The sequence below is a fragment of the Rhodovarius lipocyclicus genome (genome assembly GCF_009900765.1).
GTDB lineage: Bacteria > Pseudomonadota > Alphaproteobacteria > Acetobacterales > Acetobacteraceae > Rhodovarius > Rhodovarius lipocyclicus.
The window spans coordinates 391,373-405,522 of record NZ_JAAABL010000002.1; the positions used below are offsets into that span (position 1 = coordinate 391,373).

At 72.6% G+C, this 14,150-nt stretch carries 11 protein-coding genes; 7 read left to right on the top strand and 4 right to left on the bottom strand.

Annotation, left to right across the window (positions count from 1 at the left end):
• The first annotated feature begins 11 nt into the window (after window positions 1–11).
• The 5 genes from tssK to GT007_RS04700 are packed head-to-tail and all read left to right on the top strand — an operon-like array spanning window position 12 to window position 7,383.
• Window positions 12–1,349: a type VI secretion system baseplate subunit TssK gene (gene tssK, locus GT007_RS04680; RefSeq protein ID WP_160120388.1), complete on the top strand. Its 1,338-nt coding sequence runs from the start codon at window positions 12–14 to the stop codon at window positions 1,347–1,349.
• The gene (gene tssL / locus GT007_RS04685) at window positions 1,346–2,743 is read left to right on the top strand and encodes a type VI secretion system protein TssL, long form (protein WP_160120389.1); all 1,398 of its coding nucleotides are present in this window, start codon (window positions 1,346–1,348) and stop codon (window positions 2,741–2,743) included. Before tssK ends, tssL begins: the two co-directional genes overlap by 4 nt.
• A 1-nt stretch (window position 2,744) precedes the next feature.
• Window positions 2,745–6,212 (top strand): type VI secretion system membrane subunit TssM, encoded by a 3,468-nt coding sequence (gene tssM / locus GT007_RS04690; protein ID WP_160120390.1) that lies wholly within the window; start codon window positions 2,745–2,747, stop codon window positions 6,210–6,212.
• The gene (gene tagF / locus GT007_RS04695; RefSeq protein ID WP_160120391.1) at window positions 6,209–6,691 is read left to right on the top strand and encodes a type VI secretion system-associated protein TagF; all 483 of its coding nucleotides are present in this window, start codon (window positions 6,209–6,211) and stop codon (window positions 6,689–6,691) included. The genes tssM and tagF overlap by 4 nt, the downstream gene beginning before the upstream one ends.
• Window positions 6,676–7,383: a PP2C family protein-serine/threonine phosphatase gene (locus GT007_RS04700; protein WP_160120392.1), complete on the top strand. Its 708-nt coding sequence runs from the start codon at window positions 6,676–6,678 to the stop codon at window positions 7,381–7,383. The genes tagF and GT007_RS04700 overlap by 16 nt, the downstream gene beginning before the upstream one ends.
• Here GT007_RS04700 and GT007_RS04705 read toward each other — a convergent pair.
• The 4 genes from GT007_RS04705 to GT007_RS04720 all read right to left on the bottom strand — a co-directional run bounded on the left by GT007_RS04705 (window position 7,358) and on the right by GT007_RS04720 (window position 10,684).
• Window positions 7,358–8,620 carry an AmpG family muropeptide MFS transporter gene (locus GT007_RS04705; protein WP_160120393.1) on the bottom strand — a complete coding sequence of 421 codons (1,263 nt, stop codon included), beginning with the start codon at window positions 8,618–8,620 and terminating at the stop codon, window positions 7,358–7,360. The two genes, GT007_RS04700 and GT007_RS04705, sit on opposite strands and share 26 nt — an antisense overlap.
• 37 nt (window positions 8,621–8,657) lie before the next feature.
• Window positions 8,658–9,164, bottom strand: a complete 507-nt coding sequence (locus GT007_RS04710) for a hypothetical protein (RefSeq protein ID WP_160120394.1) — start codon at window positions 9,162–9,164, stop codon at window positions 8,658–8,660.
• 84 nt (window positions 9,165–9,248) lie between these two features.
• A complete protein-coding gene (locus tag GT007_RS04715) occupies window positions 9,249–9,797 on the bottom strand; it encodes a lipocalin family protein (RefSeq protein WP_160120395.1) in 549 nt (182 codons plus the stop codon).
• Entirely contained in the window at window positions 9,794–10,684 is an 891-nt protein-coding gene (locus GT007_RS04720) for a polysaccharide deacetylase family protein (protein WP_160120396.1), read from the bottom strand. The genes GT007_RS04715 and GT007_RS04720 overlap by 4 nt, the downstream gene beginning before the upstream one ends.
• Window positions 10,685–10,766: 82 nt before the next feature.
• Here GT007_RS04720 and cydD point away from each other — a divergent pair, with 82 nt between their 5' ends.
• The gene (cydD, locus tag GT007_RS04725; protein WP_236571516.1) at window positions 10,767–12,446 is read left to right on the top strand and encodes a thiol reductant ABC exporter subunit CydD; all 1,680 of its coding nucleotides are present in this window, start codon (window positions 10,767–10,769) and stop codon (window positions 12,444–12,446) included.
• Between the two features lie 3 nt (window positions 12,447–12,449).
• Window positions 12,450–14,087: a thiol reductant ABC exporter subunit CydC gene (gene cydC / locus GT007_RS04730; RefSeq protein WP_160120397.1), complete on the top strand. Its 1,638-nt coding sequence runs from the start codon at window positions 12,450–12,452 to the stop codon at window positions 14,085–14,087.
• Window positions 14,088–14,150: the final 63 nt, after the last annotated feature.

Consider the following 14,150-nt stretch of genomic DNA (forward strand, 5'->3'; position numbering starts at 1 on the left):
GGAGTGGCTGCATGGCATGGCATGACAAGGTGGTGTGGCAGGAGGGGATGTTCCTCCGCGCCCAGCATTTCCAGCAGCAGGACCGGTATCTGGAACATCTGGTGCAGGACCGGGCCGCGCCCCTGCACCCGCACCCCTGGGGCGTCACCGAGATCGCGCTGGACCGCGACCTGCTGGCGGCGGGCAAGTTCTCGCTCTCCTCCATCGCAGGGGTGATGCAGGACGGCACGCCCTTCTCCGTGCCCGGCACCGCCGACCTGCCGGAGCCGCTGGACCTGCCGGAGGGCACCCGCAACCAGGTGGTCTATCTGTGCCTGCCGCTACGCAAGCCCGACGGCATGGAAGTGGCGGCGAATGAGACGGAGGACGCGACGACCGCGCGCTACTCCCTCTCGGGCCACACGGCGTATGACACGCATTCCGACCCCTCGCTGTCGGCGGAACTCGCGGTGGGGCGGCCGCGCCTGCGCTACATGCTGGAACGCCAGGAACGCGCGGCCTTCGCCTGCCTGGGCCTGGCCCGGGTGACGGAGGTGCAGGCCGACCGCCGCGTGCTGGTGGATGAGCAGTTCATCCCGCCCGCCCTGCGGGTGTCCGCCGCCACCCCGCTGTCGAATGTGCTGGCGGAGATGGTGGGCCTGCTCGGCCAGCGCGCGGAGGCCCTGGCGGCCCGCATCGTCCAGCCCGGCTCGCGCGGGGTGGGGGAGGTCGCGGATTTCCTGCTGCTGCAGGCCATCAACCGCTGGATGCCGCTGCTGGCGCATTACGCCGATGCCGGCAACCTGCACCCCGAGACCCTGTTCAAGGATTTCGTGCAGCTGGCTGGCGAGCTCGCCACCTTCACCGCGCCGGACAAGCGCGCGGCGTCCTATCCCGCCTATCGCCACGATGACCTGCAGCGCAGCTTCGCGCCGGTGATCGCGGATCTGCGCCGCAGCCTCTCGGCGGTGCTGGAGACGACGGCGGTCGAGATCCCGTTGCAGGAGCGCGCCTATGGCGTGCGCGTGGGCCCGATCACCGACCGCAACCTGCTGCGCGCGGCCCAGTTCGTGCTGACCGTGATGGCCGATGTGCCGGGCGAGCAACTGCGCCGCCACTTCCCCAACCAGGTGAAGATCGGCGCGGTGGAGCATATCCGCGAACTGGTGCAGGTGGCGCTGCCCGGCATCGTGGTGCGGCCCCTGCCGGTGGCGCCCCGCCAGCTGCCCTTCCACGCGGGCGCCACCTATTTCGAGCTGGATCGCGGATCGCCGCACTGGCAGCACATGCAGACCAGCGGCGCCTTCGCGATCCATGTCTCGGGTGATTTCCCGAACCTCCGTCTCAGCCTCTGGGCGATCCGCGCATGAGCGACAATCCCTTCGACGAGGATGGCGACGCCGACCGCACCCGGGTCGGCCGCCCCGCTTTCCAACCCGGGCAGAGCCAGCCGGCGGCGCCCCCAACGCCGCGCCCCGTGGCGCCGGCGGCCCCCGCCTTCGCGCCCACCCAGCGCCTGGGCGGAGAGGCCGGGCAGGTGCCGCTGGTGGGCATCGTGCCGCTGGCCGCCGCGGCCGCGCCGCTGCTGGAAATCCTTTCCCGCCTGGCGCAGGCAGGCGCCACCTCCAGCGCCAATGCCGATGAGCTGCGGGAGCGCGTGATGCGCGCCCTGCGCCAGTTCGAATCGGACGCCGCCGGCGTGGGCGCGAATGCGGAGGACATCCGCGCCGCGCATTACGTGATCTGCTCGGCGCTGGACGATGTGGTGCTGGGCACCCATTGGGGCGCGCAATCCAACTGGAGCGCGCGCTCCCTCGTCTCCACCATCCATGGCGAGGTGCGCTCGGGTGAGCGGGTGTTCGACCTGCTGTCGAACATGATGAAGGACCCCGGCCGCTTCCGGGGCGCGCTGGAGGTGATGTACCTCGCCATCTCCTTGGGGTTGCAGGGCAAGTACCGGCTGATGCAGCGCGGCCCGGCGGAGCTGGACCGCGTGCGGGAGGGGCTGTTCGAGCTGCTGCGCCAGCTGCGCGGCGAGTATGAGCGCGAACTGTCGCCGCATTGGCGCGGGGTGGACGCCCCGCATCGCGGCCCGGGGCGGCAGGTGCCGGGCTGGGTGGGCCTCGTGCTGGCGGCCTTCCTGCTCGGCGGCGGCTGGTATTACGTGGCGTCCTCGCTCAGTGCTTCCTCCGAGGGGCTGTATGAGCGCATGGCGGCGCTGCCGCCCGGGGCGCTGCCCGCCATCGACCGCAGCGCGCCGCCGGTGCCGCCCGCGCCGCCGCCGCCCCTTCCGCCGCCCCCGCCCAACACGCCGCCGCGCCCGGATGCGCTGGCCACGCTGCGGCAGTTCCTGGCGCCCGAGATCCAGCAGAACCTGGTGACGGTCGAGGGCGACGCCCAGCGCATCCTGGTGCGCATCAAGGGCAGCGGCATGTTCCCGTCGGCGTCGGCGACGCTGGACCCGCGCTTCAACGACCTGATGCGCCGCATCGGCGAGGCCCTGCGCACCGAGCCCGGCCGGGTGCAGGTGCTGGGCCATTCGGACAACCAGCCGATCCGTTCCGCGCGGTTCCCGACCAATTTCGCGCTGTCCCAGGCGCGCGCGGAATCGGCCATGGCCATGATCGTGGCGGCCAATGGCACGCCCGCGCGCTTCTCCGCCCAGGGCAAGGCGGACAGCGATCCGGTGGCGAGCAACGCCACCGCGGAGGGCCGGGAGCAGAACCGGCGCATCGAAGTGCTGCTGCTGCGGGAGGGCCGCTGAGATGCGCGCTTTCGTTTCCATCCCCGCCTTGGCCTCGCTGGTCGCGGTCATCCTGATCGGCGTGCTGCTGTGGCTGTTCCTGCCCCTGTTGGGTGAGGCCTTCGACGCCATCTGGCTGCGCGCGGTCATCATCGCGGTGCCGGTCATCGTCTGGGCGCTGGTGTTCTGGCTGATCGGCCGCAAGCGGGAGCAGCGCGACGAGGCGCTGGTGGAGGCCGCCGCCGCGCCCCCCAACCGCCGCGAGGAAGCCACCGCCGAGGAGGACGCCCAGCTGCGCCAGCGCCTGAGCGAGGCGCTGACCAAGCTGAAGGCCGTGGCCAGCAAGAAGGGCAACCACCTGTATGAGCTGCCCTGGTACGCCATCATCGGCCCGCCGGGTTCGGGCAAGACCACGGCGCTGCTGAATTCCGGCCTGGAATTCCCGCTGGCGGAGGGCAAGATCTCCGGCGTCGGCGGCACCCGTTTCTGCGACTGGTGGCTGACCGAGCGCGCGGTGCTGATCGACACTGCCGGTCGCTACACCACCCAGGACAGCGACGCGGAGGCCGACCGCGCGGGCTGGGAGCGCTTCCTCGACCTGCTGCGCACCAACCGGCCGCGCCAGCCGCTGAACGGCGTGCTGGTGGCCTTCGGCATCGACATGCTCTCGAAGCTGGACGACGCCCAGCGGCAGGAACACGCCCGCACCATCCGCCGCCGCGTCAAGGAGCTGGAGACGAAGCTCGGCCAGCGGCTGCCGGTGTATTTCCTGGTGACCAAGGCCGACCTGCTGCCCGGCTTCACCGAGTATTTCGACGATCTGGACAAGACCCAGCGCGACCAAGTCTGGGGCTTCACCTTCCCCATCACCGACAAGCCCGAGGGCCCGATGCCGGGCTTCGAGGGCGAGTTCACCGCGCTGATCGAGCGCCTGATCTCCCGCCTGCCGGACCGGTTGCAGGCCGAGCGCGGCCAGACCCAGCGCGCGGCGCTGGCGGGTTTCCCCAGCCAGTTCGCCTCGGTGCAGGAGGCCTTGCAGGGCTTCGCGCAGCTGGCCTTCGGGGGTTCGCGCATGGAGCCCGCGCCGATGCTGCGCGGTGTCTACTTCACCTCCGGCACGCAGGAGGGCACGCCGCTGGACCGGCTGGCGGGCGCGCTGTCGCGCAGCTTCGGCCTGGATGCCGCCCGCCCCGCCCGCGCGATGGCGCAGAAGGGCCGGGCCTATTTCCTCGGCGGGCTGCTGCGCAACGTGGTGTTCAATGAGGCGCGGCTGGCCGCCAATGACCGGGGCCGTGAGCGCCAATGGCTGATGCTGCGGGTGGGCTGCTGGCTGCTGGCGCTGCTGGTGCTGCTGGGCGGCGGCGCCTGGGGCTGGACCGCCATGCACGCCGAGCAGCTGCGGGCCGAACGGCTGGCCGCCGCCATCGCCCAGGCCGAGCAGGCCGCGCGCGGCGCCCCGCTGGATAGGGTGCAGAGCCCCGATCTGGCCTCGGTGCTGGCCTATCTGGAGACCACCCGCGCCCTGCCGCCCGCCGTGGGCCAGGACCAGGGCGCGCTGGGCATGAGCCAGGAGGAGATCCTGGCCGCCGGCGCCGACAGCGCCTATCGCCGCGCGCTGGACCGCGTGCTGCTGCCCCGCCTGCTGGCGCGGCTGGAAGCGCAGATCCGCGAGGGGCTGCAACGCCCGGATTTCCTGTATGAGGCGGTGCGCGTCTATCTGATGCTCGGCCGCCAGGGCCCGCTGGACAAGGCGCTGGTGCGCGAATGGTTCGTGCTGGACTGGCAGGCGGCCTTCCCGGGCGCCGTGAACCAGCCGGGGCGCGACGCGCTGGCCCGGCATCTGGATGCGCTGCTGGATGGGCCGCTGGTGGCCTATCCGCTGGATGGCGCGCTGGTGGATTCCGCGCGGCGCATCTTCTCCCGCCTGCCGCAGGCCCAGCGCAGCTATGCGCGCCTGCGCGCCATGCCCAATGAGGCCCCGGGCTGGACCCCCGCCCAGGCGCTGGGCCCGGCAGGGCAGCGGTATTTCGTCCGCCCCTCCGGCCGCGCGATGACCGAGGGCGTGCCCGGCCTCTACACCATCGAGGGTCTGTATGGCGGCGTGCTGCCGCGCCTGTCCCAGGCGGTGCGGGAGGCCGCGAGCGAAGCCTGGGTGCTGGGCCCCGAGGCCGCCCTGGCCCAGGCCGCCGACCCGCGCCAGCTGGAACGCGACATCCTGTCCCTCTACGCCCAGGAATACATCCGGGTGTGGGAGGCGATGTTGCAGGATCTGGTGCTGCCGCCCTTCCCGAACATGAACGCGGCGGCCGAGGGGCTGAACCTGCTCGGTGCGCCGAATTCGCCGATGAAGGAGCTGCTGCGCAGCATCGCCCGCCAGCTTTCCGTGGGCACGGCGCCGGAGGGTTCGGCCCCCGCCGCCGTCCAGGGTGCCGCCGGTGCGGCCGCCGCGGCGGCGCAGGGGGCCGCTGGCCGCTTGCAGGCCGCGCTGGGCGTTTCCGCCGCCAACCCGGCGGCCACCGTGGCCCAGCTGGTGGAGGCCCGCTTCCAGCCGCTGCGCGACGCGGCGGGCCAGCCGATCGACGGCATCCTGGCCATCCTGAACGACCTGTATGTGCAGGTGGCGCGGCTGGCCAACGCCCCCCCGGGCACCGTGCTGCCGCCGAGCCCCGGCCTGGACCCGGGCCAGCGCCTGCTGGCGGAGGCCCAGCGCCAGCCGCAGCCGCTGCAATCCTGGCTGCAGGCCATGGCGCAATCCGTGAACCGCGTGCGCGCGGGCGGTGCCGCGGCGGCGATCGCTGCGGCGGGCGGGCAGGCCATGGGCCCGCTGTGCCGAGGGCTGGAGACGCGCTTCCCCTTCCGCCGCACCCAGACCGCGACGGATATGCCGGCGGATGACTTCATCCGGCTGTTCGCCCCGGGCGGGGTGATGGACAGTTTCTTCGCCCAGCACATCCGCCCCTATGCCGACACCACCCAGCGCCCTTGGCGCCCCGTGGCGACGGATGGGCTGCCGCCGCCGATCTCCTCGGCGGATCTGGTGCAGTTCCAGCGGGCGCAGGCGATCCGCGACGCTTTCTTCCCCTCCGGCACCGCCAGCGGCTTCCGCTTCCAGCTGATCCCGCAGGGGCTGGGGGTGGGGGCGAATGGCGCGACGCTGGAGGCGATGGGCGCCCGCAACGCCCTGATGCCCGGTGGCGGCGGCCGGCCCATCGAGATGATGTTCCCCGCCCTGCACCCCGTCACCTTCACCTTCGACCCGGCCTCCAGCCGGGGGGACCTTGCTTATGACGGGGCGTGGTCCACGCTGAAGCTGGTGTTCCTGGGGCGGCTGGTGGCCACCCCGGCGCCGGACCGCTTCCGCCTGACCGTGACCCAGGGCGAGCGCAGCGCGGAATTCATCCTGCAGGCCGCCAGCAGCGTGAACCCCTTCGCGCTGCGGGAATTGTCCGAGTTCCGCTGCCCCACCCTGCAACCGCCCGCCCCGGGATGAGCGGGGCGCCGGGCCTGTTCGGCAAGCTGCCGGCGCATGGCGATTTCGTGCGGCGGAACCTGCCGCGCGACTTCGTTGCCGCCTGGGATGCCTGGCTGAGCGAGGGCATCCTGGCCCTGGACGGCGCGCTGGTGCCCGGCGCGTGGCGGTTCCACCTGCCGGCCGGGGCCTGCGGCGCCGAACCCGTCGCCGGGGTGGTCATGCCCAGCGAGGACATTGTGGGCCGCCGCTTCCCCATCACGCTCGCCGCCACCCTGCCGCCGGGCTCCTTCGCCCCGGCGGAGGATTGGTACGTGGCGCTGGAGGCGGTGCCGCTCGATGGCCCGGCCGATGCCGTGCTCTCCCTGTTGCCCCCGCCCATGGAAGGCGCCGGGGAGCTGATCGGCCTGTGGCGGCCGGGAGTGGCGCCGATGCCCTTCACCGCCGGCTATGCCGCGCTCGCCACCGCCGAGGATCAGGCCCCATGCCCGAACCCCTGACCAGCAGCGCCGCCACCGACAAGGGCCGGGTCCGCAGCCGCAACGAGGACCAGGTGGTCTGCCGGCCGGAGATCGGGCTGTGGGCGGTGGCCGATGGCGCGGGCGGGCATGGCTCGGGCGATGTGGCGAGTGCCGCGATCGCCGAGGCGCTGAACGCCATCCCGCCCGGCCTGTCGGCCGCCGAGATGCTGGCCCAGCTGCGCCTGCGCCTGGCCGCCGTGCATGCCGAATTGCTGGAAAAGGCCGCGGCGCGGGAACAGGGCGGCACCATCGCCAGCACCGTGGTGGTGATGCTGGTGCGCAGCGAGCATTACGCGGCGCTCTGGGCCGGGGACAGCCGGTTGTATCTGCTGCGCGGCGGCACGCTGCTGCGCGTCACGCGCGACCACTCCCTGGTGCAGGAGATGGTGGACGCCGGCGACCTGACGCCCGAGGAGGCCGAGCACCACCCGCGCGGCAACATCATCACCCGCGCCGTCGGCGCCGGGGAGGAGCTGGAGCTGGACAAGGTGGTCGGCCGGGTGGAGCCGGGCGACCGCTTCCTGCTGTGCAGCGACGGGCTGTTCAAGGATCTGTCGGAGGCGGAGATCGCCGCCCTGCTGGCCGATGGCGGGGACGCAGCGGCGCTGGTGGAGGCCGCGAACGCCGCCGGCGCGCGCGACAATGTCAGCGCGGTGGTAATGATTGCGTAGCCGCGGGCAGCCGCCGCAGCAGGAACAGCATCACCCCCAGCGCCGGCAGCGCCGCCACGGTGGTCAGCACGAAGAACCAGCTCCAGCCCAGATCCTGCGCCAGCACGCCGCCCGCGCCCCCCAGCGTGCGCAGCGGCACCGAGGCCAGCGAGGACAGCAGCGCGTATTGCGTGGCCGTGAAGGCACGGGCCGTCAGCGAGGAGAGGTAGGTGAGGAAGGCCGCATCCGCCAGGCCGTCGGTGAAGTTCTCGATCCCCACCTGCACGAACAGCATGCCCATGCTGGGGGCCCAGCCGAGCACGACGTAGAGCAGGTTGGACAGCATCTGGAACAGGCCGGTGATCACCAGCGCCCGGCCCGTGCCCAGCCGCGCCACCACCCAGCCCCCGGCCAGCGCTCCCGCCAGGGTGGCGAACATGCCGAAGAAGCCGGAGACGGCGGCCACCTGTTCGCGGGCGAAGCCCAACTCCCGGTAGAAGGGGGCGGTCATGACGCCCGCCAGCGCCTCACCCAGCTTGAACAGGCCGACGAAGAGCAGGATGGCGATGGCGTGCCGGCGCGTCAGGAATTCGGTGAAGGGCTGCACCACGCCCAGCTTGATCCGCGCGCCCCAGGGCAGCGGGGCCTGCGGCGGGCGCGGCACCTCGCGCCCCAGCAGCGTGCCCAGCACCCCGGCGCCGATCAGGGCGGCGCAGTACAGGAACACCCCGTCCCACCCCAGCACGCCCACCAGCGCCAGCCCGCCGGAGGATGAGGCGAGCAGCGCCCCGCGATACCCCCAGACATAGGCGGCCAGGCCATAGCCCTGCTGTTCCTCCTCCAGCATCTCGATGCGCCAGGCATCCACCACGATGTCCTGGCTGGCGGAGAGGAAGGCGATGAGCACGGCGATCGCGGCCGTCACCTGGGCGGCGCTGGCCGGGTTGGTCTGGCCCATGGCGATGATGGCCAGCATCAGCGCGGGCTGGATCAGCAGCAGCCAGCCGCGCCGGCGCCCGAAGCGCGCCATGCCCGGCGGCGCGATCTGGTCCAGCGCCGGGGACCAGAGGAACTTGAAGCTGTAGGACAGGCCGATCCAGGCCGTGAAGCCGATGGCGGCCAGCGACAGCCCGCTTTCGGAAAACCACTGCCGCAGCACGAAGCCCGACAGCGGCAGCGGCACCCCGGCCGAAAACCCCAGCAGCAGCAACACCAGAAAGCGGCGGTCGCGCCAGAAGGGCAAGGGCTTGGGCTTCATGCCTCAGGGCGTAGCGGCCCGCTGGCGGCGCCGCAAGCTACAGCGACCAGGGCGTGCATTCCGACTTCGGTTTCATCTTGCCCACTACCCGCAGCAGGAAGCTGACGCTGCCGCTTTCCGCGCCCACCGGCCCGCCGCACAGCTTCCAGATCAGGGTCAGGCAGGGAATGGATTCGGCCATCTTGCCGTCCGGGTCGAACAGGCCGACGCCCACGCAGCCTTCCAGATGGTGCGGGCGGCTGGCGGGGTGGAACAGGATGTTCTTTTTCTTGGTCGCCTCCGCGTCTTTCCCCAGCCAGGGATTGATCACGTAGGAATCGTATTTCTTGTGCCAGTACATGGTGGAGGGCGTGTAGTCCTGGTCGCCGGCCATGTGCACGTAGCCGTCCATGCGCTCCATGGTCTCGAACTCATAGCCGCCGACCTGCAGCTTGCCGACCAGCCCATGCGCCGCCGCGGAGGCGACACCCTGCTTCTGCGGCACGTGGCGGATGTACTGGTTGCCCCTGATATAGGTGATGACGGTATCCGCCACGGCGCCCATCCCTTCTTTCCTGGATGGGCGCCAATAGAGCATCCGTATTCCGATTAACAATCCTTCATATTAATGCCTGTGACCGATTTAATGTCATGGTGCGGTGCGCTGCAGCCGCTCCACCGGAAAGCCCTGGCCGCGCGCGATCTCCACCGCGCGGGCGTAGTCGGCGGGCGCCATCTCCGGTGTGCGGGACAGCAGCCACAGCATATCCCGGTCAGGGGTGCCTACCACGGCCCAGCGATACTCCGGGTCCAGCCCGATCACCCAGTAATCGCCGTGGAAGGGCCAGAAGAAGGCGACACGCAACCGGGCATTGCCGCTGCCGGGCTGGGGCGTGCCGATGGCGGTCGCTTCCCTCACCGTGCCGCCATCCAGCGCGTTGCGGCAGCGGTTGGTCACGTCGATGCGGCCGTCCGGGCGGGCGGTGTAGGTGGCGGTCACGCCCTCGCAGCGCAGGGTGGGGCCATCCTGGAAGCTGACGGGCAGGCGCGCGACCTCATGCCACACCCCGGTGTAGCGGGAGAGATCGACCGCGGGCACGGTCGTGGGCAGGCCGGGGGCGGGCTGGGTCGGCACCAGGGCGGAGCAACCGCTCAGCAGCAGGGCCAGGGCCAGGGAGCGGATCATAGGGCGGATCATGTGGGAATGCTTCCTTCCGGCAGGCTCGCCGCGTGGTCGAAAATGGCGCCGGCGGTGGTGAACCAGATCTCCCGCCGGCGGGCCAGGATCCTCTTCAACGCGCCACGCAGCATGGAGATGCGATAGGGCTGACCGATAATATAGGGATGCAGGGCGATCCCCATCACCTGCGGCACGCCGTCGCGCACCTGGCGCAGGCGCTCGGTGAAATCCTCCACCAGCATCTCGGCGAATTGGGCCATGCCGTCCTTGCGGGCGACGATGGCCGGGATGTCGTTGGCTTCCTGCGGATAGGGGATGGCGAGCAGCCGCCCGGCGCGGGTGGCCATCCACACCGGCATGTCGTCCATGCACCAGTTCAGCGTGTAGCGGTAACCGGCCTCGGCCAGCAGGTCGGGGGTGGCGTGGCTCTCCGCGATCCAGGGGGAGAGCCAGCCGCGCGGGGCCGCGCCCTCCCGCGTCGCCATGGCCGCGGTGGCTTCGGCGATCAGGGCGCGCTCCTCGGCCTCGGGCAGGGTGGATTGGCGTTCGGAATTGGTGCGGCCGTGGCCCGCCATCTCATCGCCCCGGGCGCGGTGGGCGGCCACCAGCTCCGGCGCGTGGTCGTACATGGCGCTGTTGAGCAGCACGGTGGCGGGCAGTTTCAGTTCATCCAGCAATTGCAGCAGGCGCCAGGCGCCGACGCGGTTGCCATAGTCGCGCCAGGCGTAGTTCAGGATATCCGGCTGCGGCCCGCCGGGGGCGAGCTCGGCGCCCAGCCCCTCACCGAAGGCGAAATGTTCCAGGTTCACGCCCAGATAGACGGCCAGTTTCGCCCCGTTTGGCCAGCTCCAGCTGGGCCGCCCCACCCAGGGGTGGTAGGGGAAACGTCCATGGGTGGCGAGCATGCGCTGTTCCTGATCCGGTACCCGGGCTATCTGGCGGCAGTGGGCTGATACGGCAAGCACGGGGGTGTGATCCTTGGCTGAGGTGCTGCGGGTGGACAGGGCGGCGGCGAAAGCCGGGCGTGCGCTGCTGGGGCAGGAGCTGCGGCGGCTGGGCGGGCGTGCCTGGCTGCCCATCGTTCTGGGGCTGAGCGTGGCGGCGGCGGGGGTGGCGCAGGCCTTCCTGCTGGCGCGGCTGGTCGCGGGGCTGATGGGCCTCGGCAATGGCGGCTGGCCCGACCTGGCCGGGGCCGCGGCCCTGGCCCTGCTGGCCGCCGCCCTGGTTTCCGCGCAGGAGATCGCGCAGGGTGCCTCCGGCCGCGCCGCCCGGGCCGGGCTGCGCGCGCGCGTGTTCGCGGCCCTGCTGGCCGCCGGCCCCGCCGACGGGCGCGCGGCGGGCGAAAAGGCCTCCCTGGCGGTGGAACGGGTGGAGGCGCTGGACGGGTATTTCTCCCGCTGGCTGCCCGCCGCGGTGCTGGCGCTGCTGGTGCCGCTGGGGATCATCGTGGCGGTCTGGGCCTTCGACTGGGTGTCGGGGCTGGTGCTGGCGGTGATGGGGCTGCTGGTGCCGGTGGGCATGGCGGTGGCGGGCATCGGCGCCGCCCGCGCCAGCCGTCGGCAGTTCGACGCGCTGGCCCGGCTGTCCGGCCGCTTCACCGACCGGGTGCGCGGCCTGTCCACCCTGGTGCAGTTCAACCGGGCCGAGGACGAGGCCCAGGCCCTGGGCGCCGCCGCCGAGGAACTGCGGCTGCGCACCATGCGGGTGCTGCGGGTGGCGTTCCTCTCCTCCGGCTCGCTGGAATTCCTGGCCGCCGGCACGCTGGCCTATCTGGCCTGGCGGCATGGCGCGCTGCTGGGGGCCAGCCATCCCAACCCGGTGACGGCGCTGTGGTGCATCCTGGTGGTGCCCGCCTTCTTCCAGCCGCTGCGCAATTTCTCCGCCGCTTATCATGAGGCGCAGTCGGCGCGCGGGGCCGCCGCCGCCCTGGCGCCCCTGCTGGCCGAATCCGAACCCCCCGGCCTGCTGCTGGAGGAAGTGCCGCCCTTCGTCGCGCTCTCCTTCACCGAGGTGAAGCTGACCTACGCCCCGGAGCGCCCGCCGGCGCTGGATGGGCTGAGCTTCTCCCTGGCGGCGGGCGAGACGCTGCTGCTGTCGGGGCCTTCCGGGGCGGGCAAATCATCGGTGCTGGCGCTGCTGCTGGGGTTCCGGCGGCCCGATAGCGGGCGCATCGCCATCAATGGCCAGGACATCACCCGCCTGCGCCCGGCGGAGCTGCGGCGCATGGTGGCCCATGTGGGCCAGCGCCCGCACATCTTTGCGGGCACGATCGCCGAGAACATCGCCGTGGCCCGCCCCGAGGCCGGCCGCGCCGCCATCGAGGCCGCCGCCGAGGCTGCCCAGGTGCTGGCCTTCACCGACGACCTGCCTGATGGGCTGGACACGCGCGTGGGCGAGGGCGGGCACGGCCTGTCCGGCGGCCAGGCGCAGCGTGTGGGCCTGGCCCGCGCCTTCCTGCGGGAGGCACCGCTGATCCTGCTCGACGAACCGACCGCCTCCCTGGACCCGGGGACGGAGGAAGTGGTGCTGGAGGCGATCCGCAGGCTGTGCCTGGGCCGCACCGTGCTGATCGCCACCCATTCCGCCGCCGCGCTGCGTGGCCTGCCGGGCCGGGTGCTGGCGCTGGAGGGCGGGCGCGCCGCCGGCCGGCGCCTGGCGGGGGAGTGAACCATGCGGCATGACCTGATGCGGATCTGGGCGTTGTGGCGCCCGCGGGGTGGCTGGCTGCTGGCCGGGCTGGGCGTGGCGGTGCTGTCGGCCCTGTCGGCCGTGGCGCTGCTGGCGCTGGCGGGGCAGGGCGTGGCGGCGGGCGTGGCCGGGGCAGGGGGGGCGGCCGCCTTGCTGCTGACGCGCCCCATGGTGGCGATCCGTCCGGCCCTGCGCTGGGCCGAGCGCATGGTCAGCCACGAGGCCACCTTCCGCGCCCTGGCCGACACCCGCGTGTGGTTCTTCCGCCGCCTGGCGGAGCGCATGCCAGGCGGCCTGGGCCATGCCGGCGCCGGTGAGGCGCGGGGCCGCATGATCGCGGATATCGAGGCGCTGGACGGGCTGTATCTGCGCGCCGTGCTGCCCGCCGTGGCGGCGGCGGCGGTGGTGCTGGCCGTGGCGTTGCTGCTGGGCGCGGCGCCGGGGCTGGCGGCGCTGGTCGCGCTGCCGCTGGCGCTGGCCATCCTGCTGCCCATCTGGCTGGCGCGCGGCGCGGCCCCGGCCGCCGAGGCCGTGACCGTGGCGCGCGGCGCCGTGCACCGTGCCGCGCTGGACCCCTTACTGGGCCTGACCGAGACCCTGGCCAATAACGCCGAGACCCGCGCGGCCGAACGGCTTTCCGCCGCCACCGCCGCCATGCATGCCGCCGAGCGCAGGCTCTCCCGCCGTTCCGCCCTGGCGGGGTCGCTGGGCACGCTGTGCGCCCAGGCGGCGCTGCTGGGCGCGCTGGGATGGGCGGTCGCTGGCTCGGGCGGGCTGGCGCTGGCGGTGCTGGGCTTGTTCCTGGCCCTCGCGGCCGGCGAGACGCTGGCGCTGGTGCCCCGCGCGGGCACGGCGCTGGCCAGCGCGGGGGCCGCCGCCCACCGCCTCCTGGCCATGGCCGACACGCCCCCGCCGGTGGCCGAACCCGCCACCCCCGCCCCCATGCCCGCCGGCAACACCCTGCGCTTCGAGGGCGTGGATTTCGGTTGGGGCGAAGGCCGCGACACCGTGCTGCGCGGCCTCGATCTGGAATGGCGGGAGGGTGAGCGCCTGGCGCTGCTCGGTGCCTCCGGCGCCGGGAAATCCACCATCGCGCGGCTGATGCTGAAATTCGCCGCCCCCCAGGCGGGGCGCATCACGCTGGGCGGGCAGGATATCGCGGGGCTCGCGGCCACGGGCCTGCGCGGGCGCATCGCCTGTCTCTCTCAGGATGCGCGCATCTTCGAGGGCAGCGTGGCGGAGAACCTGCGCATCGCCGCCCCCGGCGCGCCCGATGCCGCGCTGTGGCGCGTGCTGGCCCAGGTGGGCATGGCCGAGCTGATCCGCGCCCTGCCGAACGGGCTGGACACCGATTGCGGGGAGGGCGGTGCGCGCTTCTCCGGCGGGCAGGCCCGCCGCATCGCGCTGGCCCGGGCCCTGCTGCCCGCCGCCCCGCTGCTGGTGCTGGACGAACCCGGTTGGGGGCTGGACGCCGAAACCGAACGCGCTTTCCTGACCGTGCTGGAGGAAGCGACACGCGGCCGTTCCGTGCTACTCATCACTCACCGGCTGGTGGGGGTGGAAAAACCCGACCGGGTGTTGCGGCTGGTGGGCGGCAAGCTGTTTCCCGCCACCGCATGACGAAGCCCTCATCCGCAACCCGTTGACGCTGCACGGGTGATCGTTCATCGGATTATCCCCATC

Bases quoted from the DNA above. Each gene is read 5' to 3' on its own strand.
- tssK (WP_160120388.1), top strand. From the start codon at position 12: ATGGCATGGCATGACAAGGTGGTGTGGCAGGAGGGGATGTTCCTCCGC.
- tssL (WP_160120389.1), top strand. From the start codon at position 1,346: ATGAGCGACAATCCCTTCGACGAGGATGGCGACGCCGACCGCACCCGG.
- tssM (WP_160120390.1), top strand. From the start codon at position 2,745: ATGCGCGCTTTCGTTTCCATCCCCGCCTTGGCCTCGCTGGTCGCGGTC.
- tagF (WP_160120391.1), top strand. From the start codon at position 6,209: ATGAGCGGGGCGCCGGGCCTGTTCGGCAAGCTGCCGGCGCATGGCGAT.
- GT007_RS04700 (WP_160120392.1), top strand. From the start codon at position 6,676: ATGCCCGAACCCCTGACCAGCAGCGCCGCCACCGACAAGGGCCGGGTC.
- GT007_RS04705 (WP_160120393.1), bottom strand. From the start codon at position 8,620: ATGAAGCCCAAGCCCTTGCCCTTCTGGCGCGACCGCCGCTTTCTGGTG.
- GT007_RS04710 (WP_160120394.1), bottom strand. From the start codon at position 9,164: ATGGGCGCCGTGGCGGATACCGTCATCACCTATATCAGGGGCAACCAG.
- GT007_RS04715 (WP_160120395.1), bottom strand. From the start codon at position 9,797: ATGATCCGCCCTATGATCCGCTCCCTGGCCCTGGCCCTGCTGCTGAGC.
- GT007_RS04720 (WP_160120396.1), bottom strand. From the start codon at position 10,684: ATGCTCGCCACCCATGGACGTTTCCCCTACCACCCCTGGGTGGGGCGG.
- cydC (WP_160120397.1), top strand. From the start codon at position 12,450: ATGCGGCATGACCTGATGCGGATCTGGGCGTTGTGGCGCCCGCGGGGT.